14 protein-coding genes are annotated in these 19,565 nt (G+C 63.6%); 2 read left to right on the top strand and 12 right to left on the bottom strand.

Features of this window, described 5'->3' with window-relative positions; genetic code table 11:
* Positions 1–123: 123 nt before the first annotated feature.
* Positions 124–1,461 carry an N-succinylarginine dihydrolase gene (gene astB / locus BGO64_RS16240; RefSeq protein ID WP_041215599.1) on the bottom strand — a complete coding sequence of 446 codons (1,338 nt, stop codon included), beginning with the start codon at positions 1,459–1,461 and terminating at the stop codon, positions 124–126.
* 360 nt (positions 1,462–1,821) lie between these two features.
* On the opposite strand from astB, the gene topA reads away from it, so the two are divergent.
* Both topA and BGO64_RS16230 read left to right on the top strand, forming a co-directional pair.
* The gene (gene topA / locus BGO64_RS16235; RefSeq protein ID WP_010673895.1) at positions 1,822–4,443 is read left to right on the top strand and encodes a type I DNA topoisomerase; all 2,622 of its coding nucleotides are present in this window, start codon (positions 1,822–1,824) and stop codon (positions 4,441–4,443) included.
* Between the two features lie 115 nt (positions 4,444–4,558).
* Positions 4,559–4,729, top strand: coding sequence for a hypothetical protein (locus BGO64_RS16230; RefSeq protein WP_164882089.1), 171 nt, complete (start codon positions 4,559–4,561; stop codon positions 4,727–4,729).
* A gap of 83 nt (positions 4,730–4,812) precedes the next feature.
* Here the strand turns inward: BGO64_RS16230 and BGO64_RS16225 are convergent, their stop codons facing one another.
* From BGO64_RS16225 to rimO, 11 genes are all read right to left on the bottom strand, one after another.
* On the bottom strand, positions 4,813–5,163 hold the full coding sequence (locus tag BGO64_RS16225) for an MGMT family protein (RefSeq protein ID WP_039040524.1): 351 nt from the start codon (positions 5,161–5,163) through the stop codon (positions 4,813–4,815).
* Between the two features lie 66 nt (positions 5,164–5,229).
* On the bottom strand, positions 5,230–6,783 hold the full coding sequence (locus BGO64_RS16220) for a methyl-accepting chemotaxis protein (protein WP_102983948.1): 1,554 nt from the start codon (positions 6,781–6,783) through the stop codon (positions 5,230–5,232).
* A 192-nt stretch (positions 6,784–6,975) separates the two neighbouring features.
* Entirely contained in the window at positions 6,976–8,832 is a 1,857-nt protein-coding gene (locus BGO64_RS16215; protein WP_253584543.1) for a beta-N-acetylhexosaminidase, read from the bottom strand.
* Between the two features lie 67 nt (positions 8,833–8,899).
* Complete coding sequence (locus BGO64_RS16210; RefSeq protein ID WP_010673900.1) at positions 8,900–9,772, bottom strand: glucosamine kinase nucleotide-binding domain-containing protein; 873 nt, start codon at positions 9,770–9,772, stop codon at positions 8,900–8,902.
* A 104-nt stretch (positions 9,773–9,876) separates the two neighbouring features.
* Entirely contained in the window at positions 9,877–11,604 is a 1,728-nt protein-coding gene (locus tag BGO64_RS16205; protein WP_286701017.1) for a glycoside hydrolase family 9 protein, read from the bottom strand.
* A gap of 107 nt (positions 11,605–11,711) precedes the next feature.
* Positions 11,712–12,710 carry an ABC transporter ATP-binding protein gene (locus tag BGO64_RS16200; protein WP_039040529.1) on the bottom strand — a complete coding sequence of 333 codons (999 nt, stop codon included), beginning with the start codon at positions 12,708–12,710 and terminating at the stop codon, positions 11,712–11,714.
* An 11-nt stretch (positions 12,711–12,721) separates the two neighbouring features.
* Positions 12,722–13,744 (bottom strand): ABC transporter ATP-binding protein, encoded by a 1,023-nt coding sequence (locus BGO64_RS16195; RefSeq protein ID WP_151027466.1) that lies wholly within the window; start codon positions 13,742–13,744, stop codon positions 12,722–12,724.
* Positions 13,741–14,646, bottom strand: a complete 906-nt coding sequence (locus BGO64_RS16190; protein ID WP_010673904.1) for an ABC transporter permease — start codon at positions 14,644–14,646, stop codon at positions 13,741–13,743. The genes BGO64_RS16195 and BGO64_RS16190 overlap by 4 nt, the downstream gene beginning before the upstream one ends.
* A gap of 1 nt (position 14,647) precedes the next feature.
* Positions 14,648–15,631, bottom strand: a complete 984-nt coding sequence (locus tag BGO64_RS16185; RefSeq protein WP_010673905.1) for an ABC transporter permease — start codon at positions 15,629–15,631, stop codon at positions 14,648–14,650.
* Positions 15,632–15,747: 116 nt separating this feature from the next.
* Positions 15,748–17,430 carry an ABC transporter substrate-binding protein gene (locus BGO64_RS16180; protein ID WP_010673906.1) on the bottom strand — a complete coding sequence of 561 codons (1,683 nt, stop codon included), beginning with the start codon at positions 17,428–17,430 and terminating at the stop codon, positions 15,748–15,750.
* 545 nt (positions 17,431–17,975) lie between these two features.
* Complete coding sequence (gene rimO, locus BGO64_RS16175; protein WP_041215595.1) at positions 17,976–19,304, bottom strand: 30S ribosomal protein S12 methylthiotransferase RimO; 1,329 nt, start codon at positions 19,302–19,304, stop codon at positions 17,976–17,978.
* Positions 19,305–19,565: the final 261 nt, after the last annotated feature.

Here is a 19,565-nt window from a genome sequence, read left to right as displayed (position 1 = left end):
GCTTTTTGATGGCTTTGTGGCGGCTTGGCACCTGTCTACGAGCTGTCGCGAGAAGCCGTCAGCAAGATAAAGAGCAGTGCAGGAGTCTTGAACGCGACCTGGCAGTCAGATCGTGACAGATTCTCAGCGCTGGAAGGGGTAGACGGAACCCAGTTTCAGGATCTGGGTCAGCTCGTCCAGGGCGGTGCGGGTCTCCAGCACCAGGGACGGGTCGCGCAGATCGTCAAGCGCCAGGCTGTCGCGATAGTGCTTCTCGACCCACTGATCCAGGCGGGCAAACTGGCTGTCGGTGATGAGGCAGGCCGGGTTGACCGCGGCGAGCTCGGTGTCGTTCATGGCAACCCGCAGACGCAGACAGGCGGGGCCGCCGCCGTTTCTCATGCTCTGCTTCACGTCCATGTAGTGGACGTCCTTGATGGGGGTGCCCAGTGTCACCAGCCTGGCCAGATAGGCGGACACCGCCGGGTTGTCGCGGCATTCGGTGGGGGCGATGATCGCCATCTCGCCGGATGGCAGGGTGAGGATCTGGGTGTTGAACAGGTAGGATTTCACCGCATCCTGCACCGACACTTCACTGGTCGGCACTTCGATGAAGTGCAGTTCCCCGTCGCCGAACTTGGTACGCACCTCGGCCAGCGCCGCCTCGGTATGGAGGAACGCCTGCTGGTGGAAGAACAGCACGTTCTGGTTGCCCACCGCGATGACGTCGTTGTGGAACACCCCCTGATCGATCACGTCCGGGTTCTGCTGAATGAAGACCGCACTCTCATCCCCCAGGCCATGCAGGCGGGCGATGGCCTGGCTCGCCTCCAGGGTCTGGCGGGCCGGATAGCGTTTGGGGGTGGGCTGGGAGACGTCGAAGGCGCTGCGGCCATAGACGAACAGCTCGACCCCCGCTTCGCCATAGGCGCGGCACAGCCGGGTGTGGTTGGCGGCGCCTTCATCACCGAAGTGGTCGTTCTCCGGCAGATGCTGGTGGTGATAGAAGTGGCGATCGTTGTTAAACACGGCCCGCAGGATGCGCCCGGTCACCTCGGGCTCCAGGGAGCGGTGGAACTTGTTGGTCAGGTTGGCGGGGGTGAAGTGGATGCGGCCATCCTGGGTGTCGGCGCTCGGGGAGACGGTGGCGGCGTTGGCGGTCCACATGCTGGAGGCGGAGTAGCAGGCGGCCAGCACGGCGGGGGCCTGTCTGGCAGCCTGTGCCAGGACGCTGGCATCGTTGCCGGTGAAGCCCAGGCGGCGCAGGGTCGCGAGATCCGGCCTCTCCTGTGGCGCCAGCACGCCCTGCACCATGCCGAGGTCGGTCAGCGCCTTCATCTTGCGCAGCCCCTGCTTGGCCGCTTCCTTGGGGTTGGAGGCCTCTTTGGCGTTGCTCTGGGAGGCGACGTTGCCATAGGAGAGGCCGGCATAGTTGTGGGTGGGGCCGACCAGGCCGTCGAAGTTGACCTCGAAGTGCTTCATGATCACATCCTTTCGATTTTTATATGGGGAGCGGTTCCTTCCGCGCACAAAGCTGCGGTGTGCGGCCATTATAAAGAGATTTCATCCTTTGTAACAAGCTGATAACCAGAATGGGTTTTTATGTCACAAGGGTGGCTGGATATGTCATTTCCAATCTAAAAAAGGGGGGGATATAGCATAAAAACAAAAAAGCGGTTGCTTCCCGCGCCCCGGCTTCGCATTAATAAATAAAGAAGCAGGGCGGTTCGGGCTGTCGGGCAAATTGACCCGCAAGATTGCTTTTTCCCGTCAAATCTCTTATACAGCCCCACAAAACCGCACGCCAACCCCGTCGGGTGCAATGAGGATAATAGTTACAGCATGGGCAAATCACTGGTCATCGTGGAGTCTCCGGCCAAGGCCAAGACCATCAACAAATATTTGGGCAAGGACTACGTGGTGAAATCCAGCGTAGGCCACGTGCGCGATCTGCCGACCAGCGGCAGCGCCAGCACCGAGCCCAAAAAACCTGTCATTCGCGGCATCAAGCTCAGCGAATCCGAGAAGGCGGCCAAGGATCGCAACGCCCTGTTCTCAAGGATGGGCATCAACCCGACCGCAGGCTGGCAGGCCAACTACCAGATTTTGCCCGGCAAGGAAAAAGTGGTCAGCGAGTTGCAAAGTCTGGCCGCCAAGGCCGACACCATCTATCTCGCAACCGACTTGGATAGAGAGGGGGAAGCGATCGCCTGGCACCTGCGCGAGATCATCGGTGGCGACGACAGCCGCTACAAGCGCGTGGTGTTCAACGAGATCACCAAGAGCGCCATCCAGGAGGCGTTCGCCCAGCCGTCCGAGTTGAACATTCATCGCGTCAACGCCCAGCAGGCCCGTCGTTTCCTCGACCGGGTGGTGGGTTACATGGTCTCCCCGCTCTTGTGGAAGAAGCTGGCCCGCGGCCTCTCCGCCGGTCGGGTGCAATCCGTCGCGGTGCGCCTCATCGTCGACAAGGAGCGCGAGATCAAGGCGTTCGTGCCGGTGGAGTTCTGGGATCTCAACGCCGACCTGCTCACCGCCGAGAAGAGCGAGCTGCGCATGGAAGTGGTCAGCCGCAACGGTGCCGACTTCAAGCCGGTGACCCAGGCCGAGACCTTCGCCGCCGTGGCGGCCCTGGAAGGGGTCGACTACAAGGTGGTCAACCGGGAAGACAAGCCGACCGGCTCCAAGCCGTCCGCTCCCTTCATCACGTCCACCTTGCAGCAGGCCGCTTCTACCCGTCTGAGCTTCGGGGTCAAGAAGACCATGATGATGGCCCAGCGTCTCTATGAAGCGGGTTACATCACCTATATGCGTACCGACTCCACCAACCTCAGCAAAGAGGCGGTGGACGCGGTGCGGGAATACATCGGCGAGCAGTATGGCGCCGCCTACCTGCCGAGCGAGCCGAACCTCTACGGCGCCAAGGCCAATGCCCAGGAGGCCCACGAGGCGATTCGCCCCTCCAGTGTCCAGGTGACTGCCGAGATGCTGGAAGGGATGGAGCCCGATGCCATGCGGCTCTATGACCTCATATGGCGCCAGTTTGTCGCCTGCCAGATGACCCCGGCCCAGTACGACTCCTCCACCCTGACCGTCAAGGCAGGGGAGTTCGAGCTCAAGGCGCGCGGTCGCACCCTGCGCTTCGCCGGCTGGACCAAGGCCCTGCCGCCCATGGGCCGCAAGGGTGAAGACAGCCAGCTGCCGGCGGTGACCGTCGGTGAGGTGCTGAAACTGGTCAAGCTGGATCCGCGCCAGCACTTCACCAAGCCGCCCGCCCGCTTCACCGAAGCGGCCCTGGTACGCGAGCTGGAAAAGCGCGGCATCGGCCGTCCGTCCACTTACGCCTCCATCATCTCCACCATCGTCGACCGTGGGTATGTGCGGGTCGAGAGCCGCCGCTTCTTCGCCGAGAAGATGGGGGAGATCGTCACCGACCGCCTGGTGGAAAACTTCGTCGAGCTGATGAACTACGAGTTCACCGCCAAGATGGAAGACAAGCTCGACGGCATCGCCGAGGGGAGCCTGGAGTGGAAGAAGGTGCTCGACGCCTTCTACGCCGAGTTCACCCAGGAGCTCGAGCAGGCCGACAAGCCCCATGAAGAGGGGGGCATGCGTGCCAACCAGATGGTGCTGACCGACATCGACTGCCCGGATTGTGGCCGCAAGATGGGTATCCGTACCGCCACCACCGGCGTCTTCCTCGGCTGCTCCGGCTATGCCCTGCCGCCCAAGGAGCGCTGCAAGAAGACCATCAACCTGGTCAGTGCGGACGAGTTCGTCTCCGCCACCGACGGGGACGAGGCGGAAACCGATGCCCTGCGAGCCAAGCATCGTTGCGGGATCTGCGGCACCGCCATGGACGCCTACATCATCGACGACAGCCGCAAGCTGCACGTCTGCGGTCGCAACCCGGATTGCGATGGCTACGAGGTGGAGCAGGGGCAGTTCAAGCTCAAGGGCTACGAAGGGCCGAGCATCGAGTGCGATCGCTGCGGCTCCGAGATGCAGCTCAAGAACGGCCGTTTCGGCAAATACATGGGTTGCACCAACGAGAGCTGCAAGAACACCCGCAAGATCCTGAAAAATGGCGACATTGCGCCGCCGAAAGAGGATCCGGTACCCCTGCCCGAGCTGAAATGCACCCAGTCCGACGCCCACTTCGTGCTGCGGGACGGCGCCGCCGGCCTCTTCCTGGCCGCCAGCAACTTCCCCAAATCCCGCGAGACCCGTGCGCCCCTGGTGGAGGAGCTCAAGCGCTTCCGTGATCGCCTCTCCCCCAAGCACCAGTACCTGGCGGACGCCCCGGCGTCAGATCCTGACGGAAACGCCTCCGTGGTGCGCTTCAGCCGCAAGACCAAGGAGCAGTACGTGATGACCGAGGTCAACGGCAAGGCGACCGGCTGGACAGCCCATTACGACAACGGAAAATGGCAGGAGAGCCTGCCCAAGGCGAAGAAAGCCTGATGGCGACGCCGCTCACAGCATGATGAAAGAGGCCCCTTGCGAGGGGCTTCTTTGTTGGTGGATGGCGATATACTGGAATGGCTGCATGGATGGCAGCGCAAGACAGGGAGTTGTCATGGAGATACATGAAATACGGCCGGGCATGACCTGCCTGACCCGTGAAGGGACGGCCTATGTGCTGGAGGTGGACAGACAGAGTCTGCTGGTGCTCTTGCAACGGGAGGATGAGACCATCCCGGTACAGGTGCGCAGCGATGACATTCTGGGACCCATTGCCAGCGACTAGGGAAGAGAGCGTGACGGAGGGCGATCACAGAGGCCCTCCCTTTGTTGCAAGAGCCCCCATCCCTTCGGGACGTGCCAGCCTCGTCAGAAGGGAACCAGAAAGAGCAGCTCGGCCAGGTCGGGCTGCCACTGCCACTCCCGCATCCTGACCCGCCCGCCAATCACGGGCACCCCCTCTTCCTGCAGCAGCCCCGCTTGCTTGTCAAAGCCTGCGGATCCTTTTGGCAGCGAAATGGTGCCTGCCGCCCCCAGCACCCGGTGCCAGGGCAGCACCTTGTCGGTCTCCCGCAAGACTTTTCCCACCAGTCGTGCCCGTCCGGGCAGGCCCGCGAGATCCGCCACCTGGCCGTAGCTCACCACGCGGCCGGGGGGGATCAGGGCGAGGATCGCCTCGATGCGGGCCGTCTTGTCCAGGGGGGGCGCGTTCGTTCTCATGATGATGGCTCGTCAAAAACAGCAGAAGCGCCATTGTGGCGCTTCTGTCATGGGGCTTGCAATCTGTCAGCCGAAGGTCTGGCTCAGTCCCCTGAGCTCGCGGGCCCGCCTGAGCAGCTCCTGGCTGGAGTCGTCCACCGCCTGGATCTTCTGGCTGTTGGCGCGGGAGTATTCGGAGATCTGGTGGATGTTGCGGCTGATCTCCTCCACCACCACCTGCTGCTGCTCCGCGGCGGCGGCGATCTGGGTGGAGAATTCGGTCACCTGATCGATTTCACCCAGCACCAGGTGCAGGTTGCCTGATCCCTGGCGGGTCATCTCGACGCATTCGCGGGTCTGGGCCAGGTTGTCCTGCATCATGCCCTGCCAGCGCTCCAGGGTGTGCTGGATCTGGCTGATGCTGCCCTGGATCTGCTCGGTCGCCTTGTGGGTACGGGTCGACAGGGTGCGCACCTCGTCCGCCACCACCGCAAAGCCGCGCCCTTGCTCGCCGGCACGGGCGGCCTCGATGGCGGCGTTGAGGGCCAGCAGGTTGGTCTGCTCGGCGATGCCCTGGATTTCACCCATCACGCTGCCAATGCGCTCCGACTCGCTGGCGAGCTCCACCGCGGAGTGGAAGGCCTGCTCCGCCTGGCTGGCCAGCCTGGTCATCTGCTGCTGGGTCTGGTCCAGCTGTTCCACCGTGCTCTGGCAACTGCTGCGCGCCTCGGTCACCTGGCCGTTGGTGTCCTGGATGTTGCGGGCAATCTCGTGGGCGGTGCTGGCCATCTGGGTCATGGCGGCCGCCATCTGCTGGGTCTGGGCATCCTGCTCGTTGATGTCGAGGAAGGCGCGGTGTGAGGAGTCCTGCAGATCGGTTGCCAGGGCCTGAAGCGGATGGGTGGCATCGTCGACCCGCCCCAGCACGGTGCGGATCCGGGCCTGCAGCATCTTCAGGTGAAAATCGGCGATGGCACCCGGGGCATCCCCCGAATAGACCAGCCGGGTCAGGCTGTCATATTGCTGACCGAGCTGCCTGAGATAGCGGGGCAGGGCGATGAGCTCGCGCCAGTAGGCGCCCGCGATGGCGAGGGGGGGGAGCAGCATCAGCAGCGCGGTGAGGGGGCCCTGGGTGAGGGCGGCCCACACCAGCAGCGCCAGCAGCGGCAGGCCGAGCATCAGCGGCCTGAAACGGCGCAGCGAGGGGCGGGCCGGGGTGCCCCGTTGCTCGGCCGAAAGCAGGGCCCGATAGGCCTGGGCGGCAGCCTGCTTGAGCTGGGGGTCGGGCTTGCAGCGCACCGACTGGTAGCCGCTTATCTTGCCGTGCTCGTAGATGGGGGTGACGTAGGCGTCGACCCAGTAATGGCGGCCATCCTTGCAGCGGTTTTTCACCACTCCCCGCCAGGGGTTGCCCTCCTTGAGGCGATCCCAGAGGTCGGCGAAGGCGGCCTTGGGCATGTCGGGGTGGCGAACCAGGTTGTGGTTGTGGCCGACCAGTTCATCGACCTGGTAACCGGCGATGCGGCAGAAGGCGGGGTTGGCGTAGGTAATGACGCCGCGCAGATCCGTGGTGGAAACGAGTTGCACGTCGGCGGGAAATTCCACTTCACTGTCCACGACCTGGGCGTGTTTGCGGGCCATAAGGGTAAGCTCCGATCTGTTTGCTGATTGTTATTGTGGCGGAACCGCAGGGAGGTGCATCCCCTGTCTGGTTTCATCGGGGGCCTTATTTTGCCAACAAAGGCAGATGAAAAGTAGGGGCTAGGTTGGGTTTTTGTTGTTGATGGGTAAAAAAACGGCGACCAAAAGGTCGCCGAAAAGAAAAAGATAACACTACCTCTGTGGCACCCGGTAACGCACTTGCAACTGGTCGAGGATGTGCAGCTGGCCGGGCAGACGGGCGACAAAGTGCTCCCACACCTTGCGGGCGGGAGTGCTCCAGGCCACCTCTGCCGTGGCCAGCATGCGCGGGAACAACATGTAGTCGAGACGATCGCGAGAGGTGATCAGTTCCGACCACAAGGGGCTCAGCACCCCCAGGATGTTATCGTTGGCATGGAAATCGGCCGGGGCAGGATCGCATGCATGCACCTGCGCCAGGTTGAGGGTACCCGCCCAGTAGAGTCCCGGCTCGTGGATGTCCTGACTCCAGGCGAGATCCAGATAGAGGTGCTGGGCAGGCGCCATCACCACGGGGTAACCGGATGCGGCGGCATCCAGGCCGGCCTGGAAGCTGGTCCAGGCGAAGACGGTGGCCTCCCGGCTCACCTTGTCACCGTGCAGTATCTCCTCCCACCCCAGCATCTGTTTGCCCTTGCCAGCCAGGTAGTGCTGGCAGTGGCGCAGCAGGTGGCCCTGCAGCTCGCGGCAATCCTGATACCCTTGTTCGGCCATCAGCTGCTGGCAGGCGGGACTGTCGGTCCAGACGCCGGTGGGCACTTCGTCCCCCCCCATGTGAACCTGACTCCCGGGGAAGAGATCGCACACCTCGTCCATCACGGCGTCCAGGAACCGGTAGGTGCCGGGCAGGGCCGGGTTAAGCACGTTGTCGTCGAAATATTGCACCGAGAGGTAGCGGGAGCGGTCTGCCTCTTCCACCAGCAGCTCGGGCAGCGCCTTGATGGCGGCGTGACAGTGCCCCGGGATGTCTATTTCCGGAATGATGGTGATGCCAAGCCCGGCGGCGTAGGCGACCAGCTCGCGCACCTCGCTCTGGGTGTAGTAGCCGCCGTAGGGATCGGGGCCGCCGCTCAGCTGGGGCCCCACCGCCAGGCCATGGCCGCGCCAGGCTCCCACGGCGGTCAGCTGGGGGAAGGCCTTGATCTCCAGGCGCCACCCCTCGTCATCGGTCAGGTGCCAGTGGAAGCGGTTGAACTTGTAGAGGCTCATCTGTTTGAGCAGGCGCTTGAGGGTGGCGATGGAGTGGAAGTGGCGGGCACAGTCGAGGAAGATGCCGCGAAAACCGAAGCGCGGTGCATCCCGCACCGTCAGGCAGGGCAGGCTCTCTCCGTGTTGCAGCGCCCACTGGGCCAGGCTCACCAGCCCGTGGCGCCAGCCCGCCTCGCCGGCGGCCCGGATGACGATCTCCTCAGGGGTGATGGTGAGCTCATACCCCTCGGGGGGAAGTGTCGCCTCGACGAGGTGGATCTCCGCATCGTGATCCTGGGTCAGGGCCAGGCCTGTCAGCTCGTTGAAATGGGCGAGCAGGGAGGCGAGGGGTACGGGGCCGTCGACGTGGGCCCGCTCGGCCAGCCGGAAGTTGCCTTCTGTATAAATCAGGTGGGCGGGCTGGGGCACGAGGCCGTTGACGGCCTCCACCTGTGGCAGGTCGGGGCCCGGGGAGGGCGGGTTGGTCAGGCCAAGGTCTTCCCCCTCCAGCACCAGGGGTTGCAGCTGTCCCTTGCTCTCCAGGCTCAGGAAGAAACCCTTGGGCATATCGGAGTCATGCTTGAGCGGGGTGTTGCGACAGCAGAAGCGCAGCTCGCTCACCCCCTCATGGGGCACCATGACCTTGTAACTGCCGCTCTGGCGCTCCAGGGAGCCCCCTTCGATCGAGTGGGGATCGATCTGGCGGGCGAGGCAGAAGTGGAGTTTCCAGGGGGCTGCTGGCAGTTGGCTCAGGGTGAAGCGAAACCAGACATCGTCACCGTCACGGTGATCGACCCGGGTGTGGATCAGGGGTGCGGACATGGGAATTCCTCTGATGGGGTGAAGGAAACGGGAGCCTGTCCCGTAGGTGTTGTCGGCCCGGCAAGGCTCAGGGATGCAGACATGGCAGCGCCTCCGTCCTGGCAAACAGGATGGCCCCCTCCAGCGCGTCGCGCTTGGGGGCGACCAGATGGAAGTGGCCCAGACGGGGGGCGAGGCGCGTGCCGATGCCGCCCAGCAGGGCGATCCGGTCTGCCCCGAGCTGGGTCATGCCCTCCAGCAGCATGCCGAGCTGGGCACAGGTCTCATCCAGCAGGGCGGTGGCGAGATCGTCCCCGTCGCTCGCGGCATCGAACACCCAGGGGGCGAAGCGGCCATAGTCGGCCGGGATGGCGCGCGCAGCCCAGCGCACCACCTCGGCCTGATCCCGCTTGAAGTGATCCATCAGGCGCACCGCCAGGGTGCTGGGGGGCAGGATGCCGTCGTGGCAGAGCAGGGATTGCTGGATGGCGCGCAGCCCGAGCCAGGCGCCGCTGCCGAGATCCGAGACGGGGAATCCGCGACCCGAGCAGGTGCGAAGGCGTCCCTCCCGGTAGATGAGCCCCGCCGAGCCGGTGCCCGCGATCAGGATGGCCCCCTCCTGGCCGTCGAAGGCGCCGAGGCAGGCACCAAAGGCATCGGAGGTGAGCTTCACCCGCGCAAACGGGAAGGGCATGGTCAGCATGGCGTGGTAGCAGTCGGCGAGCTCGGCGGAGGCGAGTGCGAGCCCGACTCCCATCCGCTGTTCGCTCTCCCTGGGCAGACCCGCGTCGATGCGGGCCTGATCGATGGCAGCCAGTACATGGCCGTGGGCGAGGGCGATGCCCAGCTCCAGATTGGAGCCGGCGGCGCGCCCCTCGCCGAGCAGCTTGCCTGCGTTGTTGCGAATGCGGGCCCGGGTGTGGGTGCCGCCGCCGTCCACCCCGACCCAGAACTCAATCATGGGGGCCTCCCTGCGCGCTTTGCCAGGTGATGGCCAGGGTAAACCTGGCTGGCGGTATGGAGGATCCAGGGCTCTCCCCGGTGCCAGTGATGTGTGAACCGCTCTCAATCATGGTGGCCTCCTTGTGCGCTCTGCCAGGTGATGGCCAGGGCGAACCAGGCGGCGTGCGGGATCCATTGCTCCCCCCAGCGCCAGTTCTGATCCAGCCGATCCTTGTACGCCTCTGGAATAAAGGCCACGTCATTTTCGTCATCGAAGCCTGCGGTGATGCCGTTGCAGATCCCCCCCTGCGCATTGGGGTAGCCGGCGGTGTATTCCGGGTTGTTGATGCCCTGACCCGCCAGCATGCAGGCGTTGAAGGGGTTTCTCCCCAGGATCCAGTCGAGCTGCTGCTGGCCGAAGGTGCGCAGCAGTGCGCTCTGCCCGGGCAGGTGCTGTGCGGCAGCAAATGCTATGGTGGCGAGTGATGCCAGCCGGGCGTTCTCCCCCTGCCACCAGTAACCCGACTCGTTGTGATGGGGCATAAAGAAGCTGACCCGGGGCGCCTCATCGACCCCTTTCACATACTGGCGGGCGAGGGCGAAGGGATTGCCTGCCCGGGCCGCGAGGGCCATCTCGGCCGCCAGGGCCTGCTCGGCGACGGTCCGGGCCGCCCACTGGCGCGCCGGATCCGGCTCGATGGCGAGATACTCCAGCAGCGCCAGCACCGGCAGGCCCGCCTCGGCGGCGTGGTAGTAGGGGCGAGAGCCATCGTCGTTGGCGGCCCAATGGTGGCCGAGATCGGGGTGGGCGCGCTGGCGGGCGCACAGCCGGCCGGCCCGATCCCGTGCCTCGGCGAGCCACTCGGCGCCCAGCGTTCTTGTGAGCTCGACCGCCGCCAGCAGGGCGCAATAGTCGTCGATGATGTTCTCGACCCCGTCGTCCAGGTAGGCGAGGTTGTGCTCGCGCAGGTGCAGGTAGCCGCGTCTGGCCGCTTCGGCGTACTGGCTTGTGTCAAGGTCGCCGCCACTCGGTTCCCGGGCGGCGCGGGCCAGGGCGGCGATGGCCATGCCGCCCCCCTGGCGAAAACCCGCCTGCCAGCGGGGGGACTTGATCCCCTGCTGGGTCGAATAGGCGCACAGCTCCCGCTGCTCGGGATCCTTGCTCCACTTGTCGAACAGGGTCATGTAGAAGAAGCCGCTCTCGTCCTGCATCCGGCAGAGAAAATCTGCCCCGTACAGCCCCTCGTCATTGAGCCGTTTGCACAGGTTCATCCCGTCGATGTCGCGACGTGTCGCCAGGAGTTCCCGGCACTTGAGCAGGGACCAGACCACCATGGGGGTCTGCTGGGGATTGAGGTAGTTGGCGTAGGAGAGGTGACTCAGGTACTTGCTCATGTCGCCGCTGGCGTCGAACCAGCCGCCATGTACGTCCCGGCGCTGATCGGTGCCAAACAGGCGTGCCCTGCGGTCCGCCCGATCGAAGGTGCCGCTGGCGCGTTGTCCCTTGAAGTAGTGGATCACATCGGAAAGGCAGCGGCGCGCCAGCAGCCCCCGGCCGATGGCAAAGGGGGGGGAGCGCACCAGGCGCTCCTGCGCTTCCGTGGTCACGACGGCCTCCAGCCGGTAGTGGCCGGGCTCGGTGAAGGCGGAGAAATCGGCCCGCCAGTAGTGGCGGCCCTGCCAGCCGGGGACGCATCCCGCCGCCACCAGCGGCGTCTCCAGCAAAAGGTGGTCGTCCTCCTGGCGCAGCAACCTGACGTGGCCGCGGATATCGAGGTCGGCGCCGCACTGCAGCAGGGCGCTCTTCTCCCCGTCACATTCGTAACCCACCTGGTTGATCAAAAGTTCCATCAAGGTCTTACTCCGAAGGCTCGCCCCTGGCGGGCGAAGCTCATTGCGGGGCCTTGCGGCCCCGACGCGAGGCATGGCCGGGCGACGGCGCCCGGCCGCGGGCCTGCTTACCCCTGTTCGTGGAGGTAGCAGCGCACGAAGTGGTTGTCGGCGAGACGGGTCACCGGCGGCAGGCTCTCCTTGCAGCGGGGCATGGCCTGATGGCAGCGCCCGGCAAAGGGACAGCCACGGGATTCCGGGGTCCAGAGCGGGATTTCCCCCTTGCGGCCTCCCTCCAGCTCGGCGTGGATGCTCTTCTCGGGGTCCGGCACCGCCGAGATGAGCAACTGGGTGTAGGGATGCTGGGGGTGGTGCAGGATCTCGTCCACCTCTCCCCACTCCACCATGTGACCCACGTACATCACCGCCAGATCTTCCGCCACGTAGCGGGCGGTGGCGATGTCGTGGGTGATGTAGAGCATGGAGACGCCGAGCTCGTTCTTCATCTGCTCCATCAGGTTGAGGATGCCGATGCGAATGGAGACGTCGAGCATGGAGGTGGGTTCGTCCGCCAGCACCACTTCCGCCTCCACCGCCAGGTTGCGGGCGATGTTGACCCGCTGGCGCTGGCCGCCGGAGAGCTGGTGCGGGTACTTGGCCGCGGTCGCCTTGGCGGGGGTCAGCCCCACCTTTTCAAGGAGGCCATAGACCATGTCGGGCAGATCCCGCTTGTCGCTCACCTTGCTGTGCAGCAGCAGGGGGCGGGCGATGTGGTGGTAGATGGTGTGGGTCGGATTCAATGAACCGAACGGATCCTGCCACACCATCTGCACGCTCTGGCGATAGTCCAGCAGGGCGGTGCCCTTGTTGAACTCCTCCAGGTCGCGGCCACGGTAGAGGATGCGGCCGTTGGAGAGCTTGTACATCTTGGCGATGATCTTGGCGATGGTGCTCTTGCCGGAGCCGGATTCCCCCACCACTGCCAGGGCGCGGCCCCGGTGCAGGTTGAAGGTGATGTCGGACAGCGCCCGCATCTTGCCGCTCTTGATGGCGTTGGAGTTGACGGCGAAGTCCTTGTAGAGGTGCTGGACCTCGATGATGGGCGCGTCGGTTTGGGCGATTTGCATGACAGACATCCTTAACAGCCAGCGGCCTTGTCCAGATGGATCGGAAGATCCGGTTGTTCCTCTGCTGCCTCATGAAGGTGACAGGCAGCTTGTTGGCCGGGCCGGATCTCGGCCAGCCGGGTGTATTCCTGGCGGCAGCGCGCGTGCACCTTGGCGCAGCGTGCCTGGAAGCGGCAGCCCACCGGCACCTCCAGCAGATTGAGTGGGCTGCCAGGGATCCCCTCCAGCACGGTCTTGGGCCCGTGCAGGGGGGGGAAGGAGTTGCCAAGGCCCCGGGTATAGGGGTGCAGGGGCGCGGTCAGGATCGCCTTGGCCGGCGCCACCTCCACCAGCTCTCCCGCGTACATGATGCCGATGCGATCGCAGAACTCGACCATGAGCGAGAGGTCATGGGTGATGAAGAGGATGGAGAAGTTGAACTTCTCTTTCAGGGCATAGACCTTCTGCAGGATCTCTCGCTGCACCACCACATCGAGCGCCGTGGTGGGCTCGTCCATGATGAGCAGCTCGGGGTTGAGGGCCATGGCGATGGCGATCACCAGCCGCTGGCGCATGCCGCCGGAGAACTGGTGCGGGTAGTCCTTGAGCCGGCTCGGGTGGATGTCGACGATCTCCAGCAGCTCCTGGGCGCGCTTGATCGCCTCATAGCGGGTCATGCCGGGGTTGTGGGCCAAGAGCACGTCGCAGAACTGCTCCTCCATGCGCAGCACGGGGTTGAGCGCATTCATGGCGGACTGGAACACCACGCTCGCCTGGCGCCAGCGGTAGCTGCGCAGTCGCTCGTCATCGAAGGCGAGGATGTTCTCTCCCTTGAACAGGATCTCGCCGCCGCTGATGTAGGCGGGCGGCTTGTGCAGCCTAGCCACCGAGAAGGCGACCGTGGACTTGCCGCAACCGGACTCGCCGGCGAGGCCGAACACCTCACCCGGCATGATGTCAAAACTGACCGAATTGACGGCGCGCACGTCGCCGCTCTCGGTGATGTAGTCGACGCAGAGCTGGCGCACCGACAGCAGGGGTTGTTGCGGCTTCATGCTGTCTTCTCCTGAGCAGTGATGGGAGTGGCAAGCTGCTTCCAGCGACGCAGGCCCTTGTGGGAACGAAGTTGCGGGTTGGCGATCTCGTCGATGGCGAAGTTGAGCATGGCGAGGCCCGCCCCCAGGGTGGCGATGGCGAAGCAGGGGGCCAGGATCTCCCACCAGGCGCCCACCAGGATGGCGCTCGAGGTCTGGGCGTTGTAGAGCATGATGCCCCAGCTGACCACGGTCGGGTCGCCGAGCCCCAGGAACTCCAGGGTCGCCTCGGTGACGATGGCGTAGATGATGGACCCGATGAAGCTCACCCCGATGATGGAGATGAGGTTCGGCAGTATCTCCACCAGGATGATGCGCCAGGCCGGTTCACCCAGCACCTCGGCGGCGATGACGAACTCTTTCTCCCGCAGGGCCAGGGTCTGGGCGCGGATGACCCGGGCACCATAGGCCCAGGAGGTCAACCCTATGATGAGGGCGATCACCATGGGGGAGGCCTCTCCGATGAAGCTCGCCAGCACCAGCAACAGGGGGAGGTTCGGGATCACCAGCACCACGTTCATCAGGAAGGTGAGGCACTCGTCCACCACGCCGCCGAAGTAGCCGGCGGTGATGCCCACCGTGATGGCCAGGGCGCACACCAGCAGGCCTGCCCCGAAGCCCACCATCAGGGAGATGCGGGCGCCGTTGGTGAACTGGGCCCAGAGATCGTGGCCCATGCGGTTGGAACCCATCACCAGCTCCACGCTGGGGGGCTGGTGGGGGCGGGCGACCCGCTTGGTGGGTTCGTTGCTGGCGAGCAGCGGGGCGAACAGGGCCATCAGCACGAAGGTGACCACGATGGCGAGGCCGAAGGCGGCCTTCTTGTTGCCCAGCAGGATTTTCAAGATAGTCGGCATACGCATCTTATTTGCCTCCTGTACGCAGACGGGGATCCAGGAAGACGTAGAGCACGTCCGCCAGGAAATTGAAGCTGAGCATGGTGATGGTCATGATGAGCAGTTGCCCCTGGATGAGGGGGTAGTCACGGGCCAGGATGCCCTGATAGAGGGTCAATCCCAGGCCGGGGTAGTTGAAGATCACCTCGGTGATGAGGGATCCGCCGATGACGAAACCGAGCGCCATGGAGAGGGCGGTGACGCTGGGCAGCACGGCGTTGCGCGCGCCGTAGTTGAAGATCACCCGGTTGCTGGAGAGCCCCTTGGCCTTGGCCATGGTGATGTAGTCCTCGCCCAGGAGGTTGATCATGTTGTTGCGCATGGTGATGAGAAAGCCCCCTACCTGCACCGCGGCCAGGGTGCCCACCGGCATGATGGCGTGCAGCAGGATGCTCTTGATGTGTTCCCAGCCAAAATCGGCGGGGATCTCGGGGCTGTAGGCGTAGCCGATGGGCAGCCAGCCGAGGCTCACGCCGAACAGGAAGAGGGCGAGCAGGGAGACTACCACGGGGGGGATGGCCTGCATCACCAGGGTGAGCGGGGAGAGGATGCTGTCCATGCGTCCGCCCCGGTACCAGGCGGCGAAGATGCCGACGATGGAGCCGATGGAGAAGCTCAGGATGGTGGAGGTGCCCACCAGGAACAGGGTCCAGCCGATGGCGCGGCCGAGGACGTCGGCAACCGGTTGGGGGTAGTAGCGCACCGAGGTGCCGAGATCCCAGGTGAAGACGCTCTTCACATAGGTGAGAAACTGGGTGCCGATGGGGCCGTCCACGAAACCGAAGGTGGCTTTGAGGGCTTCCAGCGCGGCGGGTTCCATCATGGCGCCGGCCCGGGCAAACATGACGGAGACGGGGTCCCCCGGCATGGCTCTGGGTAGCAGGAAGTTGATGGTGGCGGCCACCAGGAAGGCGACCAGATAGAAGGAGAAGCGTCTAAGTATAAATCCCATGGTGATACCTTTTACTGCAAGCCTGCCCCGCGCTGGGCAAAGCTCCCCCAACCCCGGCAGGTGCGGGGATGGAAGACATGGCGGGGAAGAGGGCCCCCCGCAGGGGGCCGGGGTGATTAGCTGTTTGGCTTGAGTGACAGCACGTGCAGCAGACGCTCCGGAGTGTCCGGGTGAACCTGCGGCTTGGCGACCGGGTTGTCGGCACTGAACCAGCCATTGAAGCGCTTGGTGCTGTATTCGTACCAGGTCGGGTTGTTGAACACCGGGATGATGGTCTGGTTGGCCCCGACACGCTCCTGGATGGCGAACATGATCTCCTTCTGCTTGGCCGCATCGGCGGTCTGGGTGAAGTCGTCGATCAGCTTGTCGAGCTCGGGATCCTTGTAGCGGGGCGCCGCGAAGCGGTTGCCGCGCTCACCCATGTTGCGGGAGTGGAAAGCGGTCTCGAAGTACTTGTGCGGGTTGGCACCGGCAAAGTAACCCTGCAGGGCGACGTCGAAGTCACCGGTGATCAGGGACTCGGTCCAGACGGTGGCTTCCGGGGTGGCGGTCTTGGCGTTCAGGCCCAGGGCCTGCAGGCCTTCGACCCCGATCTGGACTGTGTTGACCCAGTCGGTCCAGCCGTTCGGTACCAGCACCTTGAACTCGATCTTCTTGCAGCTCGGGGTGTCGAGGAACTTGTCGCCGTCACAGTCCTTGTAGCCCGCCTGTTTCAGCAGGGCCTTGGCCCCTTCCAGGTCGAACTTGTTGTACTTGCCGTACTTCTTCTCGACGTCCGGGTTGTCCCAGGAGGCGAATGCCTTGCCAAGCCCTGACGGGTACTCGTTGACGGTGGGGTAGCCGTAGCCCGCGATGTCCACCATGGACTGGCGGTCCATGGCCATGGAGAAGGCGCGGCGGAAGTTGATGTCGTTGAAGGCTTCGTGGTTGCCCGGGTTCTTGCTCTGGAAGTTGACGTTGAACGCCACTGTGCCGGAGGCGGGGAACCAGTACTTGTTGTTCTTGGGATCGTTGCCGACGTAGAGACGCTCGATGTCCGGCACGAAGGAGCCGAACCAATCCACGTCACCCTTCATCACGGCGGCCAGTACCTGGTCGTTGGTGGCCATCTGCGGCATGCGCAGGCAGTCGATGGAGAGGCTGGCGTTGTCCCAGTAGTGCGGGTTGCGGCACTGGGTGTAGAGCTGGGCGGAGAAGTTGTCCACTTCGGTGAAGGGACCGGTCCCGACCGGCTTGTCGTTGGTGAAGGCCACCGGGTCTTTCACCGACTTCCACTGATGCTCCGGCACGATGGGCACCAGCACCAGGTCGTTCACCACGTTGGTGTTGATCTCGGCCAGGTCGAATTTGACCTTGTGGTCACCCAGCTTCTCGACACCCTTGATCTGGGTCCAGATGGAGCGCTCGTCCAGCGCCTTGTTGGCCTTGACCAGGTTGAAGGAGAAGAGGATGTCGTCGGCGGTGAAGGCTTCACCATCGGACCACTTGACCCCTTCGCGCAGGTCGAAGGTGACGGATTTCAGATCATCGCTGAAGGCGTAGTGGGTGGCCAGACGATAGACGGGTTTGCCACCCTGCATATCGTTGAAGATCACCAGCGGCTCATAGATGAAGTGACGGGTGGTGTGGAGCAGACCCGCTTGCAGGAAGGGGTTGAAGTTCTTGACCCATGCGGTTTCCTGCTGGGCAACCAGGGTCAGCACCGTCTTGTTGTCGGCGGCCATGGCTGTGCCGGTGGCACCGGCGAGCAGAGTTCCCAGCATGACTGAGGTTGCGATTTTGGATACTTTGGCAAGCATATTTTTTCCTTTCTTATTGGTCTTCCATGGTTTTGGAATGGAGCACCGACATCGCATGCTTGGATACCGGCCCTCGCTGTTGGTCAGGTTTTGCACCCTTGTAGTTGTGTCGTCCAACGCCCTTAGAAAAGCAGAATTAACAGGAAAACAACAACTCTTCATTTCGTCGATATCGTAAAAATTGCACGGCGCACGTCATTATCGTCAAAATGCATTTTAAATCCTTTTAAATTATAAAGTTGCATTAATTCTCACAAAGTAAAAAGTCACCTTGCCACTCCCTGTTACAACGATAATGTGAGCTGGATCGTGCTCGTTTTTTCCCCGTTGACACGGCTTATTTTTGCGCAGGAAACAAGCGACTCATGTGGCAGGAGAGAAGTGTGCGCTGGTTCACGGGCGCGTGCGAAAAGAGTAAGGAGAGGGAAATCGGTGACGAGGGGCGGGACAGGGGATGACAGGGGGGCATGCAAGAGCCTGACGGGCGGCGGACATTAAAAAAGCCAGTCGGTGAGACCGACTGGCTTTGAGGGGGAGTGGCGTGATTATTCCACCAGGCTGGCCCAGAGGTCGTACTCGTCCGCTTCGTCGATGCGGACCTTGACCATGTCGCCGGGCTTGAGGCCGGTTTCACCATTCAGGTAGACCAGGCCGTCGATCTCGGGGGCATCGGCGGCGGAGCGGCCGGTGGCACCCTCTTCGTCCACCTCGTCGATCAGCACCAGCATCTCTTTGCCCACTTTACGGGCCAGCTTGCGGATGGAGACCTGCTGTTGCAGCTCCATGAAGCGCTGGAAGCGTTCTTCCTGCACCTCGGCCGGCACCGGATCCGGCAGCTCGTTGGCCTTGGCACCCTCGACCGGGCTGTATTTGAAGCAGCCAACCCTGTCCAGTTCCGCCTTGTCGATGAAGTCCAGCAGCATCTGGAACTCTTCTTCGGTCTCGCCGGGGAAGCCGACGATGAAGGTGGAGCGCAGGGTGATCTCGGGGCAGATCTCGCGCCACTTCTGGATGCGCTCCAGGGTGCGCTCGACGGAGCCGGGGCGCTTCATCAATTTGAGGATGCGCGGGCTGGCGTGCTGCAGCGGGATGTCGAGGTAGGGGAGGATCTTGCCGTCGCGCATCAGGGGGATGACGTCATCCACGTGCGGGTACGGGTAGACGTAGTGCAGGCGCACCCACATGCCGAGCTTGGCCAGCTCTTCGCACAGGGCCACCATGCTGGTCTTGACCGGCATGCCGTCGTAAAAACCGGTGCGGTGCTTGACGTCCACGCCGTAGGCGGAGGTGTCCTGGGAGATCACCAGGATCTCCTTCACGCCAGCCTCTTTCAGGCGCTTGGCCTCGGCCAGCACTTCGCCGATGGGGCGGCTCACCAGATCCCCGCGCATGGAGGGGATGATGCAGAAGGTGCAGCGGTGGTTGCAGCCTTCGGAAATCTTGAGATAGGCGTAGTGGCGCGGTGTCAGCTTGACGCCGTGGGCCGGCACCAGGCTGGTGAAGGGGTTGTGGGTGGGTTTTTCCACGTATTTGTGGACGTGGCCCAGCACCTCTTCATAGGCGTGGGGACCGGTGATCTCGAGCACCTTGGGGTGGATCTCGCGGATCTGGTTCTCTTTGGCACCCAGGCAGCCGGTGACGATCACCTTGCCGTTCTCGGCCAGGGCTTCACCGATGGCTTCCAGGGACTCCTGCACCGCGCTGTCGATGAAGCCGCAGGTGTTGACCACCACCAGCTCCGCATCGTCATAGCTGGGCACCACGTCGTACCCTTCGGTACGCAGCTGGGTCAGGATGCGTTCGGAATCGACCAGGTTTTTGGGGCAACCCAAGGAGACGAATCCTACTTTGGGGGCCTGTTTTGTGTTGGACATCGCTCAATCACTCTTAGGTGGCTCTTATTCAAGGGCGCGGATTTTACCGGAATGGCTAACCAAAAACTATACAGCCGACACGTCGGAAGCGAACAATCTCTTTGCCCGGGGAAGCGGGGTGGGGCGGGCGTGACATGACCACGGGCAGGGAGGGGGCCGTCGCCAGTGCGGGCGGGATCACGATCCCTGTGCGCCGTCACCATTTGGCAGGAGGGGCAAAACGGGTGTCACTATACTCCCAACAGGCCTATCAGAAGGATG

It is taken from the genome of Aeromonas sp. 62-46 (assembly GCF_001898585.1).
GTDB lineage: Bacteria > Pseudomonadota > Gammaproteobacteria > Enterobacterales > Aeromonadaceae > Aeromonas > Aeromonas caviae.
The sequence above is the reverse complement of the archived record's forward strand: the minus strand, read 5'-3'. Positions and strand labels throughout refer to the sequence as shown.